The 16,530-nt window shown below is 73.0% G+C and carries 13 protein-coding genes, 1 pseudogene and 1 riboswitch; of the genes and pseudogenes, 5 read left to right on the top strand and 9 right to left on the bottom strand.

Going from position 1 to position 16,530, the window contains the following annotated elements:
• Window positions 1-2: 2 nt before the first annotated feature.
• Together AC4OXY_RS29775 and AC4OXY_RS29780 are read right to left on the bottom strand one after the other, a co-directional pair.
• Complete coding sequence (locus AC4OXY_RS29775) at window positions 3-212, bottom strand: hypothetical protein (protein WP_356033425.1); 210 nt, start codon at window positions 210-212, stop codon at window positions 3-5.
• A complete protein-coding gene (locus AC4OXY_RS29780; protein ID WP_376291065.1) occupies window positions 199-1,644 on the bottom strand; it encodes a PspC domain-containing protein in 1,446 nt (481 codons plus the stop codon). The genes AC4OXY_RS29775 and AC4OXY_RS29780 overlap by 14 nt, the downstream gene beginning before the upstream one ends.
• 211 nt (window positions 1,645-1,855) lie before the next feature.
• On the opposite strand from AC4OXY_RS29780, the gene AC4OXY_RS29785 reads away from it, so the two are divergent.
• On the top strand, window positions 1,856-3,142 hold the full coding sequence (locus AC4OXY_RS29785) for an ATP-binding protein (RefSeq protein WP_362818189.1): 1,287 nt from the start codon (window positions 1,856-1,858) through the stop codon (window positions 3,140-3,142).
• Complete coding sequence (locus AC4OXY_RS29790; RefSeq protein WP_356033417.1) at window positions 3,139-3,849, top strand: LuxR C-terminal-related transcriptional regulator; 711 nt, start codon at window positions 3,139-3,141, stop codon at window positions 3,847-3,849. Before AC4OXY_RS29785 ends, AC4OXY_RS29790 begins: the two co-directional genes overlap by 4 nt.
• Window positions 3,850-3,883: 34 nt before the next feature.
• On the opposite strand, the gene AC4OXY_RS29795 is transcribed toward AC4OXY_RS29790, so the two are convergent.
• Window positions 3,884-4,945 carry a C40 family peptidase gene (locus tag AC4OXY_RS29795; protein WP_402064019.1) on the bottom strand — a complete coding sequence of 354 codons (1,062 nt, stop codon included), beginning with the start codon at window positions 4,943-4,945 and terminating at the stop codon, window positions 3,884-3,886.
• Window positions 4,946-5,420: 475 nt separating this feature from the next.
• Between AC4OXY_RS29795 and AC4OXY_RS29800 the strand changes: the two genes are divergently transcribed.
• Window positions 5,421-5,774: a hypothetical protein gene (locus tag AC4OXY_RS29800; protein ID WP_071370084.1), complete on the top strand. Its 354-nt coding sequence runs from the start codon at window positions 5,421-5,423 to the stop codon at window positions 5,772-5,774.
• Here the strand turns inward: AC4OXY_RS29800 and AC4OXY_RS29805 are convergent.
• Window positions 5,752-6,024 (bottom strand): annotated as a pseudogene (locus AC4OXY_RS29805) (SLAC1 family transporter); the annotation flags it as partial. The gene AC4OXY_RS29800 and the pseudogene AC4OXY_RS29805 sit on opposite strands and share 23 nt — an antisense overlap.
• Before the next feature lie 88 nt (window positions 6,025-6,112).
• A complete protein-coding gene (locus tag AC4OXY_RS29810) occupies window positions 6,113-7,312 on the bottom strand; it encodes a C40 family peptidase (protein WP_376291069.1) in 1,200 nt (399 codons plus the stop codon).
• A 7-nt stretch (window positions 7,313-7,319) separates the two neighbouring features.
• Window positions 7,320-7,492, bottom strand: a riboswitch (cyclic di-AMP (ydaO/yuaA leader).
• Window positions 7,493-7,703: 211 nt separating this feature from the next.
• On the opposite strand from AC4OXY_RS29810, the gene pcrA reads away from it, so the two are divergent.
• Complete coding sequence (pcrA, locus tag AC4OXY_RS29815; protein ID WP_362818194.1) at window positions 7,704-10,208, top strand: DNA helicase PcrA; 2,505 nt, start codon at window positions 7,704-7,706, stop codon at window positions 10,206-10,208.
• Window positions 10,209-10,281: 73 nt separating this feature from the next.
• Here pcrA and AC4OXY_RS29820 read toward each other — a convergent pair whose 3' ends face one another.
• Together AC4OXY_RS29820 and AC4OXY_RS29825 are read right to left on the bottom strand one after the other, a co-directional pair.
• Window positions 10,282-11,730: a M23 family metallopeptidase gene (locus AC4OXY_RS29820; protein ID WP_356030132.1), complete on the bottom strand. Its 1,449-nt coding sequence runs from the start codon at window positions 11,728-11,730 to the stop codon at window positions 10,282-10,284.
• Between the two features lie 213 nt (window positions 11,731-11,943).
• Window positions 11,944-12,795 carry an esterase/lipase family protein gene (locus AC4OXY_RS29825; RefSeq protein ID WP_356030133.1) on the bottom strand — a complete coding sequence of 284 codons (852 nt, stop codon included), beginning with the start codon at window positions 12,793-12,795 and terminating at the stop codon, window positions 11,944-11,946.
• Between the two features lie 224 nt (window positions 12,796-13,019).
• Between AC4OXY_RS29825 and icmB the strand changes: the two genes are divergently transcribed.
• The gene (gene icmB, locus AC4OXY_RS29830) at window positions 13,020-13,442 is read left to right on the top strand and encodes a coenzyme B12-dependent isobutyryl CoA mutase small subunit (protein ID WP_362818198.1); all 423 of its coding nucleotides are present in this window, start codon (window positions 13,020-13,022) and stop codon (window positions 13,440-13,442) included.
• On the opposite strand, the gene AC4OXY_RS29835 is transcribed toward icmB, so the two are convergent.
• Complete coding sequence (locus AC4OXY_RS29835) at window positions 13,418-15,103, bottom strand: DUF5691 domain-containing protein (protein WP_491991362.1); 1,686 nt, start codon at window positions 15,101-15,103, stop codon at window positions 13,418-13,420. The genes icmB and AC4OXY_RS29835 overlap by 25 nt on opposite strands.
• 50 nt (window positions 15,104-15,153) lie before the next feature.
• Window positions 15,154-16,497 carry an SWIM zinc finger family protein gene (locus AC4OXY_RS29840; RefSeq protein WP_491991363.1) on the bottom strand — a complete coding sequence of 448 codons (1,344 nt, stop codon included), beginning with the start codon at window positions 16,495-16,497 and terminating at the stop codon, window positions 15,154-15,156.
• Window positions 16,498-16,530: the final 33 nt, after the last annotated feature.

Below are 16,530 nucleotides of genomic sequence, written 5' to 3' on the forward strand. Positions count from 1 at the left end.
CGTCAGTCGCCCTCCGTGCCGCTCCGTCTGCGTATCGCCCGGGCCACGCCCCCTGCCACAGCGGCCAGGAACAGGCCGGTCACGACCAGCGGTGCGATCGCGAACCACGGTGTCTTCCACAGCCCGCCCGCGGCTCCCGCACAGACCGCCCCTGCGGCGGTGAGGAAGAGCCCGGCGATCAGCCTCCCGGGCTGGAACTCATGACGCAGCACGGCTGACCTCCACCTGTCCCGCACCGACCCCGAGTTCGAGGTCCAGCGTGCCGGCGCTCTCGGCGCCCTTGGCCGGCGCCAGTGTCACGTTCTGAAGCCTGCGTGGCCGCACGTCCACGTCCTTCCTGTTGTCCCCCGGCAGCCGGATGTCGCCGACTCCCACCTCGATGTCCATCCGCACGGTCCCGGCCGCCGGCAGGATCACCCGCAGCTGCCCGGCTCCCACATGGGCGTTCGTCGTGACCGTCTCTCCCTCGGCCGGACGTACCCGGGTCAGGTCGAGGGTGCCCCGACCGGTGCCGAGGTCGTAGCGCGGCTGGACCTGTGCCGTCGCCGCGGGTGTCCAGGAGGTGTCCCTCCAGTGGGTGGTGATGTCCTTCGGCATGGCCGTCGCCCCGGCGAGCAGCACCGCCGTGACCAGCGCCAGGAACACCGTCCCGGCGCCCGTGCGCCCCAGGAAGGAGCTGAGCGCGAGGCCCAGGCCGAAGACCGCCAGCGCGCAGGCGAGACCGGTCTGGAGGCTGGTGCCCAGCGGGCGGGTGTCCCAGGTGAGCCCCGTGCCCAGGCCGCCCGCCACCAGGGCGAGCAGGAACACCCAGCCGCCGATCCAGCGCGGTCCGCGCGGTCTCGGGGGCGCGGCCGGCCGCGGCTGTATGGAGCCGGTGTGCGGCCACGGCAACGCGACGCGCACGTCGACGACCGAGGTCAGGTCGCGGTCGCGGGTGTCGCCGGGCCCCCACAGATAGCCCGTGCCGCCGACATGGGTGCCGTCCTTGACGATCGGGTCCCGCCACCAGGACGGATAGGTGGTGACGACCGGCGGCGCCTGGGCCTCCGGCGGGGCGTCGGCGGCGGCCTGTGCGGCGAGGGGGTCGGGGTCGGCACCGCCGCGGCGCCGTGACCAGTACCCGGCGCCCGCCAGCAGGAGAGAGAGCACCGCGGCGAAGGTCAGCACCCCGCCGTTTCGCAGCAGGGTCAGGAAGATCCCGCAGCCGACCAGGGCGAACAGCACGGCGGCGAGCGCCTGCCCGTCGACCCGGCCGGTCAGGAGCTTGCGCAGCTCGTTCTCCTCCTCGTCCTCGAACGGCACGAGGAGCCAGACGAAGCCGTAGAAGATCAGGCCGATGCCGCCGGTCGCGGACAGCACGGCCAGCGTGATCCGGAAGATCACCGGGTCCATGTCCGTCCGCCGGCCCAGGCCCGCGCACACGCCCGCGATCATCTTGTGCCGGCGGTCGCGCCGGAACCGGTCGAAGGCCGTGACGGCCTGCTGCTCCTGCTCCTCTTCCCCGGCGGGGGTGTCGGTGCCGGGGCCGGCCGCTCCCGTCTTCCGTGTCGCGGCGGGCCCGGCATCCGTCGGTCCGGTGCCCGGGGCCGGGCGCGGGCCGGGGCCGGGTCCCGGACCCGTCGCGGCGTGCTCGTGATCCGTCATGCGTCCATGGTGACGGCCCGGCCGTCGCGACGGCAGTCGGGACGACCCTGGGCGAACCCTGAATTCGGCCCTGAGAAGGGGCGGGGAGCCGTTCGACCGGCACCGGACCCTACTCGCCCGGCGCTCCCCGACCCGGTTCCGCCGAAGATCAGGGGCGTCTCGGGGGCCGACCCTGATGCCTGGCCCCGCCGGTCATGTGACCATCATTGGCATGCCGGAAGCCGCAAGCCTGCCAGTCGACGACCCGCGGCCGCCGCGCAAGCTCTACCGCAGCAGCGACGGACGCTGGCTCGGCGGAGTGGCGCGGGGCCTCGCCGGGCATCTCGGGCTGCCCGTCATCTGGGTGCGGCTCGTCTTCGTCGGCCTGTTCATGGCCAACGGCCTCGGCGCGCTGCTGTACGCGGCCTTCTGGTTCTTCGTCCCCCTCGGCGTCGGCGGCGTCGGAGGTCACAAGCCGCCGGTCGCCGCGGAGACCGCGCCGGGCGGCCGCCGCAGACTCGTGGCCCGCAGACCGGACAAGGGGCAGATCGTCGCGCTGCTCCTCATGGTCGCCGTGTCCATGGTGTTCGTGGGCAGCGTCAACCTGACCAGCGCCGCCAAGGCGTATCTGGTGCCGGCCGTGCTCGTCGCGGCCGGTGTCGCCCTGGTGTGGAGGCAGGCGGACAACGCACGCCGGGCCCGCTGGGTCGAGGTCGGCCGCCGGCGCCGCACACTGACGCTGCTGCGCGCGGCCGGCGGTGTCCTGCTCGTCACGGCCGGTGTCTCGGCCGTCTTCGTGCTCCAGGGGTCGGCCGCCCACCTCGGCGCGGTCCTCCAGGCGGCGCTCGCCGTCCTCGTCGGCATCACGCTGCTCGCAGGTCCCTATCTGGTCCGCATGACCCAGGACCTGTCGGAGGAGCGCCTGATGCGCATCCGCGCCCAGGAGCGCGCCGAGGTCGCCGCGCACGTCCACGACTCCGTGCTGCACACCCTCACCCTGATCCAGCGCAACGCGGACAACGCGGGCGAGGTGCGCCGTCTCGCCCGAGCCCAGGAGCGCGACCTGCGCACCTGGCTGTACAAGCCGGAGGGCACCGGCAAGGACGAGGCCGACGAGCCGGACACGGTCGCCGAGGCGGTGCGGCGCAGCGCGGCCGAGGTCGAGGACAAGCACGGTGTGCCCATCGAGGTGGTCGTCGTCGGCGACTGCCCGCTGGACGACAGGACCCGTGCGCAGATGCAGGCCGCGCGCGAGGCGATGGTGAACGCCGCCAAGTACGGTGGCGAGGGCGGTGCCGTACAGGTCTATGCCGAAGTCGAGGGGAGGACGGTCTTCGTGTCCGTGCGCGACCGCGGACCGGGCTTCGACCCCGACGCGATACCCGCCGACCGGATGGGCGTCAGAGAATCGATCATCGGCCGCATGGAGCGCAACGGCGGCACGGCCCGGCTGCGGGCGGTGCCCGGCGGCGGCACGGAGGTCGAGCTGGAGATGGAGAGGGCGGAGAAGACGTCATGAGCGACGCGACCGAGACGAACGGTACGACGGGGGCCGGCGCGGCCGGACGGCACGTACGGGTCGTGCTCGTGGACGACCACCGGATGTTCCGCGCCGGTGTCCAGGCCGAGATCGGCCAGACCGCGGAGACCGGGGTCGAGGTGGTCGGGGAGGCAGCGGACGTCGACCAGGCGGTCACGGTCATCACCGCGACCCGGCCCGAGGTGGTCCTCCTCGACGTCCACCTGCCGGGCGGCGGCGGGGTCGAAGTGCTGCGCCGGTGCGCGGCGTTGATGGCGGACGCCGAGCAGCCCGTCCGCTTCCTCGCGCTGTCCGTGTCGGACGCGGCGGAGGACGTGATCGGAGTGATCCGCGGCGGCGCCCGAGGCTATGTCACCAAGACCATCACGGGCACCGATCTGGTCGCCTCGATCTTCCGGGTGCAGGAGGGCGATGCGGTCTTCTCGCCGCGGCTGGCCGGGTTCGTCCTGGACGCCTTCGCCTCCACCGACGCCCCGCCCGTGGACGAGGACCTGGACCGCCTCACCCAGCGCGAGCGCGAGGTGCTGCGGCTGATCGCCCGCGGCTACGCCTACAAGGAGATCGCCAAACAGCTGTTCATCTCGGTGAAGACGGTCGAGTCCCATGTCTCGGCGGTCCTGCGCAAGCTCCAGCTGTCCAACCGCCACGAGCTGACCCGCTGGGCGACGGCCCGCCGCCTGGTCTGACCCCGACCGGCTCCGGGACCCCTGGGGGGCGCCCTCACACCACCCGGGTCGCCCCCGCGAACGGCATCAGGTCGATCGGGGCCAGCCGGACCGGCGCCGAGGGGTTGGGGGCGTGGATCATCAGTCCGCCTCCCACGTAGATGCCGACGTGACTGACGCCGGAGTAGAAGAACACCAGGTCCCCGGGCCGCAGTTCGGAGCGGGAGACGCGGCGGCCCGCGTCGATCTGGGCGTAGGTGGTGCGGGGCAGGGAGATGCCGGCGGAGCGGTAGGCGGCCTGGACCAGGCCCGAGCAGTCGAAGGCGTTCGGGCCGGTCGCCCCCCACACGTAGGGGCTGCCGAGCTTGGCGTAGGCGTAGCCGACGGCCGCCGCCGCCCGCGTGTCGGGGGCCGCGGCGGGCCCGGCCTGTGCAAGGGCGTCCCGGACGTCCGAGGCGGACCGGGAGGCACGCCCCCGGGTGCCGCCGTCGCCGGTGACCGCGGACCGCTGCCGCGGCGTGAGCCGCGCCAGCAGCCGCCGGGCCTCGCCCAGTTTGCCGGTGATCGTCGTCTTCTGACGCCGCAGCTCCGCCTGCCGGGAGCGCAACGACGTCAGCTGGACGCGCGCCGCGCCGCGCAACTGCTCGATCTCCCGCAGCTGTTCGCGCACCCGGGACACGGCGGCGGCCTGCTGGTCACCGGCCCGCTCGGCGAACGCGGCGTCGGCCAGGTACCGGTCGGGGTTGTCGGAGAGGGCCAGCTGCCAGGCGGGGGAGAAGCCGCCGGCGCGGTACTGCGCCGTGGCGAACGAACCGAGCGCCTCCCGGGCCGAGTTGAGGCCGTCCTGCTTGCGGGCGGTCTCGTCGCGCAGGGCGTTGAGCCTGCGCCGGGTGCTGTCCGCCGCCTCCTTGGCACCGTCGTACTTCTCGGTCGCGGCCTCGGCCTGCTGGTACAGCGCGTCCACCCTGGCCTTCACCTGTGCCGGTGTCGGCGGGGGCTCGGCGTGCGCCGAACCGCCGAAGCCCGTCGCGGTGGCCGCGCCCGTCAGGGCGAGCGTGGCAGCGGTCCGGGCCGTGGGGCCGATCGGGCGTTGCCGGGGCTTGCGGTGCGCTGCCACCTGGACTGTCACGTCCTTCCGTGCGACTCGACACGATCCGACGGCCGAGCGGTCCGTGGGCCGTGCGGTCCGGCCCAGCGGTGCCTGCGTCCGGCGGTGGCCCGCACAGGGGGAACGGGCCGCCGCCGGACCCTTCTCGGCGGTGGTGCCCGGCCGCCGCCCCTGGCCCGGGCGGTGATGGGGAGCCGGTCACCTGGGGGAGGACGCTAGGCCGGAGTGTGACGGGTAGGTAACGCAGTGTACGGAACTGGCGTCGACAGATCGGTAAGTGACCGTACGTGATCGTGCGGCCGGTCCGGAGTCGTCCCCTTCACGTGGCGTGGTGACCGATGCGCGGAAAGCGGAACAGGCGGGAGGCGTGAGGTGCTATGGGCCGCATATATGCAAGATCCGCAGCGGTGGACGGCCGGGTGCGGACGGCTGTGCCAGGGCCCGGTGGCGAGGGACCGCATCGCCCTGATTAGGCTCCGGCCTCATGGACGTACTCATCCATCTCTTCGTCGGCCTGCACATCATCGGCATCGCGGCGCTGCTCGGCGGTTTCCTCACCCAGATGAAGGCGATGGGCCAGGGCACGGCCCGCTTCGTCCCCGGGATGCTGCACGGCGCGCTCACCATGCTCGTCACCGGAGTGGTGCTGGTCGGCCTCAACCAGGCCGGTGACCACCACATCAACACCATCAAGATCGGTCTGAAGCTGGCCCTGCTGATCGTGATCCTCGGCCTGGTCTACGTCAAGCGCGACGAGGAGAAGGTCGAGAAGGGTGCCTTCGGCGTCGTCGGCCTGCTGACCATGGCGAACATCTTCATCGCCGTCCTGTGGACCTGACGGCCGTCCCTCCCGCCGTACGGGCCGCGCGCACCGCTCCGGCGCCGACCGCGAGCCACGCCGCCACCGCCACCCACACCAGCACCCGCCCCGGCCACCGGAGCCACGGGAGTCGCACGGCGGCCGCGACGGAAAGCGTCGCAGCCGCCGTCATCCCCATCGGGAACACCGTCGACCACCGCCGTACGTCGTAGCCGGGCCGGGGCCGCGCCGCCTCGGCCGCCGGCAGGACGACGTACCAGGCCAGGTCCGGGACGCGGAGCCGAGGCGCGAGAACAGCCGGTACGCGCGCGTGGCCGGGAAACGCCGGTACGCGCGCGTGGGCACCGGTGCGGAGATCAGCCCGGGCGGACCACGCTGTGGATGATCGATTCTCCGCCGTAGTACACCGACTCCTCGCGGACGTAGGCGCCCGGCTTGGGGGCGTGGATCATCATGCCGTTGCCGATGTAGAGGCCGACGTGGCTGATGTCGTCGTAGAAGAAGATCAGGTCGCCCGGGCGCGCGTCCGCCAGGGAGACCGTGGTGCCGGCGTTCACCTGGTCGTACGTGGTGCGCGGGAGCGCGACGCCGGCTGCCTTCCATGCGGCCTGGGTCAGGCCCGAGCAGTCGTAGGAGCCCGGCCCGGTGGCGCCCCACACGTACGGCTTGCCGATCTGGGCGCGGGCGAAGGCGAGGGCCTTCTCGGCCTTCGTGTCGTACGAACCGGACGAGCCGGAGGATCCCGAGGACCCCGAAGAGGTGGAACCCGTCGAGCCCGTGGACGTGGACCCGCCGGAGCCGGACGACGACGAGCCGGACGAACTGCTCTGCTGCTTGGCCCGGGCCGCGGCCTGCTGCTTCGCCAGCTCGGCCGCCTTGCGCGCCGCCTCCTGCTGCTTGGCCTGTTCGATCTGCGCGAGTCGCGCCTTCTCCTGGGCCGTCAGTTGCGAGAGCAGTTCGCGCGCGGAGGCGAGCTTCTTCTGGACGGTCGTCTTGGCCGTCTGGAGGTCCTGCTGCGAGGTGGTCAGCGTCTGGAGGCTCTCGGCGGCCTCCCGCCGCTTCTTCATCGTGGCGGCCTGATCGCCGATGTAGGCGTCGACCGCGCTCTTCTCGCGCGTGGTCAGCCGGTTCATCAGCTGGGTCTGGTCGAAGTAGTCCTGCGGGTCGTTCGCCAGCAGGAAGGTGGCCGTGCTCGGCGCGGCGGCGCCGGTGCGGTACTGGGCCGCGGCGAACGAACCCAGCTCCTCGCGGGCCTTGTTGAGGCTGTCGGTGCGGCGGGCGACCTCCTGGCGGAGGGCGTCGACGTGGCCGCGCTCCTTGCCGGTGCGCTCCTTGGCCGCGTCGTACTTCTCGGTCGCCGACTCCGCCTGCCGGTAGAGGTCGTCGACCTTCTTCTCCACCTCCTCCAGGCTCGGCCGGTTGTGGTCGGTGCCCGGGGCGGCCTCGGCGGTCTGGGACAGCATGGCTATGGAGGTGAGGGCGGCGGTGGCGAGAGCGGGGGTGCGTATACCCGCCGCGGTGGTCCCGCCGGGGCGCGGCTTGCGGTGCGACGCCAAGGGAGGCGACTCCTTCCAATGGTCCGCCTACCGGGTTAGCTGTCGGGTTCGGGCGGTGGTTCGGAAGGGTTGCCCTACGGCGTCGTCCCGGACGGGATTCGGCCGATTCACCCCAGGTTCGGTGGGTCCCCGGCTCCGGGTGCCCCGTACGGGACGGGCCGGACTCGGCGGGGGCCGCGCACGCGGCCCGACCGCAACCTAGCCAACTCGTGTGGCTAGTGTGAAGGTTGGTGCGTGATATGTCCGATACATTTTCGTGATCCGAGACCGGAATCACGTCCGGGTCATCGGGTGATTCCGCTGGGTAAGGGATGTTCGCCCCTTCGCCCGCGCGGTCTTCTTCCCGGGACGGCGACCGGTTGTCGGTGGGGCGCCCTAGACTCGGAGAGCGATGAGCAGCCTCTTTGACGACAGCTTCCTGGCGGACCTCCAGCCCCCGCGCGGGCGCGAGGAGGAGCCTCCGCCGCCGCCCGAGGACGATCACGCTCCGGAGCCGCTTCCGGACGATCTGTTCGGCGGGAAGTTCGACGTGCCGCCGGACCGGGATTCCTACTACCGCGACGGCGCCCCCCGCCCCGCACTCGACGCGGCGGCGCTGCTGGAGGGGCTGAACGACAACCAGCGCGCCGCGGTCGTCCACGCCGGCTCCCCCCTGCTCATCGTCGCCGGCGCCGGCTCCGGCAAGACCCGTGTGCTCACCCACCGCATCGCCCACCTGCTCGCCGAGCGGAGCGTGCACCCGGGCCAGATCCTCGCGATCACCTTCACCAACAAGGCCGCGGGCGAGATGAAGGAGCGCGTCGAGCAGCTCGTCGGCCCGCGCGCGCACGCGATGTGGGTGATGACCTTCCACAGCGCGTGCGTGCGCATCCTGCGGCGCGAGTCGAAGAAGCTCGGTTTCACGTCGTCGTTCTCGATCTACGACGCCGCCGACAGCAAGCGCCTGATGGCCCTGGTCTGCCGCGACCTGGACCTCGACCCCAAGCGCTTCCCGCCCAAGTCCTTCAGCGCCAAGATCAGCAATCTGAAGAACGAGCTGATCGACGAGGAGGACTTCGCCGCCCAGGCCGCCGACGGCTTCGAGAAGACCCTCGCCCAGGCCTACGCGCTCTACCAGTCCCGCCTCCGCGAGGCCAACGCGCTCGACTTCGACGACCTGATCATGACGACGGTCAATCTGCTGCGCGCCTTCCCGGACGTCGCCGAGCACTACCGCCGCCGCTTCCGGCACGTCCTGGTCGACGAGTACCAGGACACCAACCACGCCCAGTACGCACTGGTCCGCGAACTGGTCGGCACCGTCGAGCGCGCCGCCGAGGACGTCACCGAGGACGTCGCCGCCCCGCCGGGCGAGCACGACCTCCCGCCCGCCGAGCTGTGCGTCGTCGGTGACGCGGACCAGTCGATCTACGCCTTCCGGGGCGCGACGATCCGCAACATCCTCCAGTTCGAGGAGGACTACCCGAACGCGACGACGATCCTGCTGGAGCAGAACTACCGCTCCACCCAGACGATCCTGAGCGCCGCCAACGCGGTCATCGAGCGCAACGAGTCCCGCCGTCCGAAGAACCTGTGGACCAACGCCGGCCAGGGCGCCCGGATCACCGGCTACGTCGCCGACACCGAGCACGACGAGGCCCAGTTCGTCGCCGACGAGATAGACCGCCTGGTCGACGCGGGCGACGCCAAGGCGGGCGACGTGGCCGTCTTCTACCGCACCAACGCCCAGTCCCGTGTCTTCGAAGAGGTCTTCATCCGCGTCGGCCTGCCCTACAAGGTCGTCGGCGGCGTCCGCTTCTACGAGCGCAAGGAGGTCCGGGACGTCCTGGCCTACCTGCGCGTTCTCGCCAACCCCGAGGACTCGGTGCCGCTGCGCCGCATCCTCAACGTCCCCAAGCGGGGCATCGGCGAGCGCGCCGAGGCGATGATCGACGCCCTCTCCCAGCGCGAGAAGATCAGCTTCCCGCAGGCGCTCAAGCGCGTGGACGAGGCGTACGGCATGGCCGCGCGCTCCACCAACGCGGTCAAGCGGTTCAACACGCTGATGGAGGACCTGCGCACCATCGTGGAGTCCGGCGCCGGACCGGCCACCGTGCTGGAGGCCGTCCTCGAACGCACCGGATACCTGGCCGAGTTGCAGTCCTCCACCGACCCGCAGGACGAGACCCGCATCGAGAACCTCCAGGAACTCGCGGCCGTGGCCCTGGAGTTCGAGCAGGAGCGCGCGGAGGGCGAGCAGGGCACGCTGGCCGACTTCCTGGAGCAGGTGGCCCTCGTCGCCGACTCCGACCAGATCCCCGACGAGGACGAGGAAGGCGCCGGCGTCATCACCCTGATGACCCTGCACACCGCCAAGGGCCTGGAGTTCCCGGTCGTCTTCCTGACCGGCATGGAGGACGGCGTCTTCCCGCACATGCGCGCCCTCGGCCAGACCAAGGAGCTGGAGGAGGAGCGGCGCCTCGCGTACGTCGGCATCACGCGCGCGCGTGAGCGGCTGTACCTCACCCGGTCGTCCATGCGCAGCGCCTGGGGCCAGCCGTCGTACAACCCGCCTTCCCGCTTCCTGGAGGAGATCCCGACCGCGCACCTGGAGTGGAAGCGGACGGGCGCGACGGCTCCGGTCTCCTCCGGCCCGGCCTCCGGGATCGCCGCCTCGCTGTCCTCGTCCCGCTCGCGCTCGTCGGCCGCGGGCGCGTCCGGGTTCGCCACGCGGCGTACGACGGACAAGCCGGCGGTGTCGCTGGCGGTCGGCGACCGGGTCACCCACGACCAGTTCGGGCTCGGCACGGTCGTCGCGGTGGCGGGCGCCGACGACAAGGCCCAGGCGACGATCGACTTCGGCGACGGCAAGCCGAAGCGGCTGCTGCTGCGCTACGCGCCGGTCGAGAAGCTGTAGAAGCAGTGGAAGGTGTGAGCCCCGCCGGACCGGCGGGGCTCACACCGTCACGGCTCACGTCGGGATACGCGGCTCAGGTCGGGTCCAGGCCGTGGCTGCGCAGCCACGGCAGCGGGTCCACGGCCGCTCCGCCCGCCGGATGCACCTCGAAGTGCAGGTGCGGGCCGGTGGAGTTGCCGGAGTTGCCGGAATACGCGATCGGCTGGCCGGCCTTGACGGACGTGCCCGCGGGGACCTGGTAGCTGGACAGGTGGCAGTACCAGGTCTCCGTGCCGTCCTTCGCCGTCAGTATCAGCATGTTGCCGTAGGCGCTGTTCCACTTGGTGGTGACGGTGCCGTCGGTGGCGGCCATCACCGTGGTGCCGTAGGAGACGGGGAAGTCGATGCCCGTGTGCACCGACATCCAGTTCACGCCCGCCTGGCCGAAGTAGGCGCTGAGCCCCCTCTGCGTGACCGGCAGGACGAACTTGGGGCGCAGCCGCTCCTTGAGCGCGGCCTCCGCGAGGGCCTTCTTGCGGTCCTGCTCCTGCTGGTTCTTGAGGTCGATCCGCTCCTGCGTCCGGCTGGCCCGGTCGGCGAAGTCGTGGGCGTCGGCGGAGAGCGTCTTGAGCTGGGCGTCCAGCTTGCTGTTGGCGATCGCCGGCTTGACCGCGTGCGCGTCCGCGGCGGTGGCGGCGGTGTCCTTGCTGTCGTCGCTGAAGGCACCGACCGAGGCGACCGCGATCCCGGCGACACCCATCACACAGGCCGAGGGCACGGCGACGGTCAGCAGCGCGGAGCGCTTGGCAGGCGTACGGCGCCGGGACCGCCCGGCGCTGCGCGCGCCCGCCCGGGTCGTCGGCGTGGTCTCTTCCTGCTCCTCCAACAGGTCGTTCGCGGCGGGCGGTTCACCGTTTGCGGTGCCCACCGGATCGTCGGCGGCGTACCCCGTCTGAGGGAAGTCCGCGGCCGGGTCGCCGACCTGCTCGAACGTGGCGGTGGCCTGCTGGTCGAACGGCACGCCGGCCTGCTCGGGAACGGCCTGGCCGGGGGAGTTCCACTGCGTGGCGTCGTACGCGCCGGTCTCGAAGCTCTGGGTGCCCCACTCCCACTGCTGGGTCATGCCGCCGGGCTGCTCGGGTTGGAGCCAGCCGCTCGCGTCCCACTGTCCACTGACGTCATGGCCCGTGGCCTGCGGGGGAACGGTCCAGGCGGTGGCGTCGTGCACGCCGGAGTCGTAGGCGGCGTGGTGCTGGGCCGCGTACGCGTCGTAGTGCGGCGTCGTGCCGGTCTGCCACGGCGTCGTGTCGTAGGCGCCGGTGGTCTGCGGGCCGGGCAGGCTGCCGAAGAGCGGGTCGCCGTGGAAGGTGCCGGTGGTGTCGTGGGAGTGCGCGAAACCGGTGGCGTCGTAGCCGCCGTACGTGGTGAAGTCGCCGTAGGAGGCTTCGTGCGTCCCGTACGGCGCGTGGCCGTAGTGCGCGGAGGAGGCGTCAGAAGCCGGGGCCGGGGTGGTCATGGTCCCCGACGGGTGACGGTCGTTCACCAACTTCTCTTTCGCCTCGACAACAGGGGCTGCCAGAGCAGTGCGGCGACTGTACCCGCCGGTACCTGGGCGCGACAATCTTCAGCCGGTTTCGCGTGGGCCGGAAACGGGCAATCGGCGGACTTTCGGGGGACGCCGGACACGAGTTTGGCCGAGAGTTCGATGAGCGTTCGATGTGAGGTGGCTGCTGGTCACCTCAAGGCCGTCTGTAGGTCACGCCACCGTCAGACCGCCGGCGAGCGCGTCCCCGGGGCGCGCCGTGTCGAGGGCCTCGCGTATCCCGGCCGCGACCGCGGGGTGCACCGGCAGGGCGAGATGCCCGATGCCGGTCACCTGGACGTTCTGCACGTCGAGGTCGGGGTGGTCCAGGCACGCCGACTCCACCGGATCCATGATGGTGTCCAGGTCGCTCCAGAAGCTGACGAACCGCGTACGGCAGCCGGGCGCGGGCCGGGCCAGCTCCTCGATCACCCCGGAACCGGGCCGCATCTGGCGCACGATCGGATGGGCGTCGGCGAGCGGCGCCACCCGGGTCCCCGCGTGCGGGGTGCCCAGGGTGACGAGCGTGCGCACCCGCAGATCGCCGCCGAGACGCTGCACGTAGTAGCGCGCTATCAGCCCACCGAGGCTGTGGCCCACGATGTCGACGCGGGCGCTGCCGGTGCGCTCGCAGATCTCCTCGACATGCCGCCCGAGCAGTTCGGCCGCGGTGCGGATGTCACAGGTCAGCGGTGAGTAGTTGAGCGACTCGACGCGCTGCCGGCCGTGCTGGGCGAGGCTGCGGCGCAGCAGTACGAACACCGAGCGGTTGTCGATGAAGCCGTGCAGCAGCACGACCGGCGGGCCGGAGCGGACGGGCAGCCGGGCGGCGCCGTTCTGCGCGGGCAGGGCCGGGAAGCGGCGCTCCTGGACGAAGCCGGTCGGATAGAGCAGCAGGTGGCCGGCCAGGATCGCGGCCTCGAGGGCGGTCGCCTTGAGCAGCGCCATGGACAGTCCGGCGAGCCGTCCCGGCCACAGGCGCCGGTAGATCGCAAGAGAGAGTGGCAGTACTCCGGTGACCTTCATGGGCCGACCTCCTGTCGGCACGCCGGAGGACGGCTCCATCCCCCGTGTGCCCTCATGTCCCACGTGTGATTTCCCCCTCGCTGCGCACCGTAAAACTGCCGGTTGCGGGATGCTGGAGATAACGTTCGTTCACTTCGCGACGGGTGGCGGGACGCGCCAGAAGTGCGGTACTTGTCGTGATGGGCCGGAAGCGATCGCTTCCGGGATCGTCTATGGAGGCAGTGATGGGTGTGGCAGCCGGTCCGATCCGCGTGGTGGTCGCCAAGCCGGGGCTCGACGGCCACGATCGCGGGGCCAAGGTCATCGCTCGTGCCCTGCGCGACGCCGGTATGGAGGTCATCTACACCGGCCTTCACCAGACGCCGGAGCAGATCGTCGACACCGCCATCCAGGAGGACGCCGACGCGATCGGTCTGTCCATCCTCTCGGGCGCGCACAACACGCTGTTCGCCGCGGTGATCGACCTGCTCAAGGAGCGCGAGGCTGAGGACATCCTGGTCTTCGGCGGCGGCATCATCCCGGAGGAGGACATCGCGCCGCTGAAGGAGAAGGGCGTCGCGGAGATCTTCACCCCCGGGGCGACCACGGCGTCGATCGTGGAGTGGGTGCGCGAGAACGCGGGTCAGCGGGCCGCGTCCGGCGGCTGAGCCGACGGCAGGTCCGGGCGGGGTGCGCGGGGGGTGCCGGCCGGTGCCAGCTCGTCCGCCATCGCCGCTCGCAGCCGCAGCGTCGTGACCAGCCGCTGGAAGGCCTCCGCCCAGTAGCCCCCGGCTCCCGGCGCCGCGTCCTCCCGCTCGTCGGGTATCGCCAGCAGCCCTTCCAGCCGTGCGACCTCCGCCGGGTCCAGGCAGCGCTCGGCCAGTCCCATCACCCCGCTGAAGCTCCAGGGGTAACTGCCCGCGTCGCGCGCGATGTTGAGCGCGTCCACGACCGAGCGGCCCAGTGGCGGCGCCCAGGGCACGGCGCACACCCCGAGCAGCTGGAACGCCTCCGACAGGCCGTGTGTCGCGATGAACCCGGCCACCCACGCGGCCCGTTCCGCCGGCTCCAGGGCCGCCAGCAGCTTCGCGCGCTCCGCCAGGGACACCGCCCCCGGTCCGCCCGCCTCCGGCGCCGACGGCGCGCCGAGCAAGGCCCTCGACCAGTCGGCGTCGCGCTGCCGCACCGCCGCCCGGCACCAGGCCGCGTGCAGTTCGCCCTGCCAGCCGTCGGCCACGGGCAGCGCCACGATGTCCCGCGCGGTGCGCCCGCCGAGCCGCTCCGGCCAGCTGCCGAGCGGGGCGGCCTCCACCAACTGCCCCAGCCACCATGAGCGTTCTCCTCTGCCTGCGGGAGGCGTGGCCACCACACCGTCGCACTCCATGCTCGAATCGCACTCGACCGGCGGCTCGACCGCGATCGCCGGCACGGGTCCCGTACGGTCGAGAGCCACACAGGCCGCCGCCCGTACGGCCATGCGCGCGGCCAGCGCCGAGTGCGGCAGCGCCGACAGCAGCTCCGCGGCCGTCGCCCGGACATTGCGGCTGCGGTCGCCCAACGCCTGCTCCAGGAACGGCTCGTCCCCGGCGGCGAGGCCCGCGCGCAGCGTGTCGAGGAACATCAGCCGGTCCTCCGCCCGCTCCTTCGGCCAGGTCGACGCCAGCAGTTCGCGCGCGAGCGCGGGCTCACGCGCGCGCAGTGCGCCCAGCAGCGCCACCCGCTCGGCGAACAGCCCCTCCTGCCACAGCCGCTCCACCCCCTCGGCGTCGTCGGGGCCGGGCAGTGCGGCACCGCCGCCGGGGGCCGCGCGCAGGGCGAAGCGCCAGTCCCTGTTCAACCGGGCCAGCCACAGGGCGCGCGGGCCGGCGAACGCCAGTGCCGCCGGGCGCAGGTCGGTACGCCCCCGGGCCGCGTCCAGCAGGGCGGGCAGCGCCTGCGGGGGCGCCGCGTACCCGTGCTCGACGGCTGCCGCGAGCCACTGCGGGAGCAGCTCCATGAGGTCCGGGGAGCTGCCCCGGCGGCCGCTGCCCGCCGCGCCGGAGCGGTCGGCCAGCAGGGTGGCGAGGCGGCGGGCCGCTGCGGCGGGCAGGACCGGGCGCGGGTCCTCGGGCGCCGGCTCCGGCCGTCGGCCCGCGCGCGCGGGGCGCAGCCCGGCCCGCCGCCGCACGGTCGCGACGGCGGCCGCGTCCAGCAGCGCCAGCGGAGCCTCCCGGCCGGGTGCGGAACCCGCCCAGGGGCGCCGGTCGGTGCCGAGCAGGGCGGTGGTGAGCAGGTCGTCCCAGGAAACCGCGGGATCCGCGCCGGACCGGGCGGCCGAGGTCGCGTTCATGTCGTCCCCCTCCTGATGGCTCAGGGCGTTCCGTTTCGTCTCGGGCCCGCTCAGCACAGCGGCACCGCCTCGTCCGTCCCCGCCGCCCAGGCGGTGAGCGGGGTGAAGCCGCGGTGGCCGCATTCGCCGAAGACCGTCACGGGGGCGCCGCCGGACAGGGCGGTCAGGCGCCACAGGCCGGGGCGGGAGCGGGCGGCCCGGGTCAGGGGCAGGGCCGTGTCCGCGTCGGCGTCGGCCAGCTGCCACGTCTCGCCGTCGGGGACCGGGACCACCCGCTCCAGCGTCACCGGGACCGACTCCAGCCAGGGATCGTCGCGCAGCGCCGCGCCGTACCGGTCCGCCGCGTCCCCCGTCGACACGCCCGGTGGGCGGAACGCGGCAGGCGTCGGCGGGGCGTGGCGCTCGCCCAGGCTCGCCCGGGCCCGGGCGGCTCCCGGGTGGCCGGACAGCTCCGCGTCCAGCGCCAGCCCGACCGGCAGGGACAGCTCCGGGGCCCGGCCCGCGGCGCCGTACGACAGCAGCAGCCGGGTGTCGCCCGAATCGGCGCCGTGCAGCCAGATCCGGCGGGTCGTCAGCTTCGCGTCCACCGTGTCGTACTGGGCGAGGACCAGCCAGCGGTCGCGCACCGGCGGGCCGTCCGCCGGTGCGGGCAGGCCGAGCCGCGAGCGGACCGTGGCCGCGAGGGCGTCCGGCAGCGCGTCGCGGCGCAGCCAGCCCTGGTCGAGCAGATGCAGCAGCGCGCACTCCTCCAGCAACCGGGCCGGCCAGCCCGGCCCCGACGCCGGTATCGCCCCCAACTCCCGCACCCGCGCCGCGAGTCCGGGCGCCTGCGCGTCGACCATGCGGGCCGCCGTCTCGTCCCACGCCCCGTACCCCGCCTGCTCGGCCGGGGCCAGGCCGCCGCGCAGCAGGTCGGCGAGGCGCTGCTCCAGCTCCGTCGCGCCCGCGGTGACCCGCTCGGCCCGGCGCTCGGCCCGCCGCCGTACCGCCTCGGGATCGGCGGGCCCGGACGCGGAACTCCCGTCGCCCCGGGCCGGTTTGCCCTCGACCCGCCCGCGTCTGGAGGCGAGCCATTCCCCGGCCCACCCCGGCGGCTCGCCGGACACCGGCACCGCGCCGCCGCCCGCCCACAGCAGAAGCAGCCCGAGTGCGTGCTTGCACGGGAACTTACGGCTCGGACAACTGCACTTGTACGCCGGTCCGGCCAGGTCCACCACCGTCTGGTACGGCCTGCTGCCACTGCCCCTGCACAGTCCCCACACCGTCCCCTCTCCACTGCCCGTCTCGGACCACGGACCGGCCGTGCCGAGCTTGCTCCCCGCCGTGCGTGACGCGGCGTCAGGCGCCAGTGCCAGCACCTGGTCCGCGGTCCAGCGCACCCGCTGCTCAGTCATGCCCCCGACGGTAGGTCCCGCCACTGACAATCG

Source organism: Streptomyces sp. HUAS MG56 (assembly GCF_058673395.1).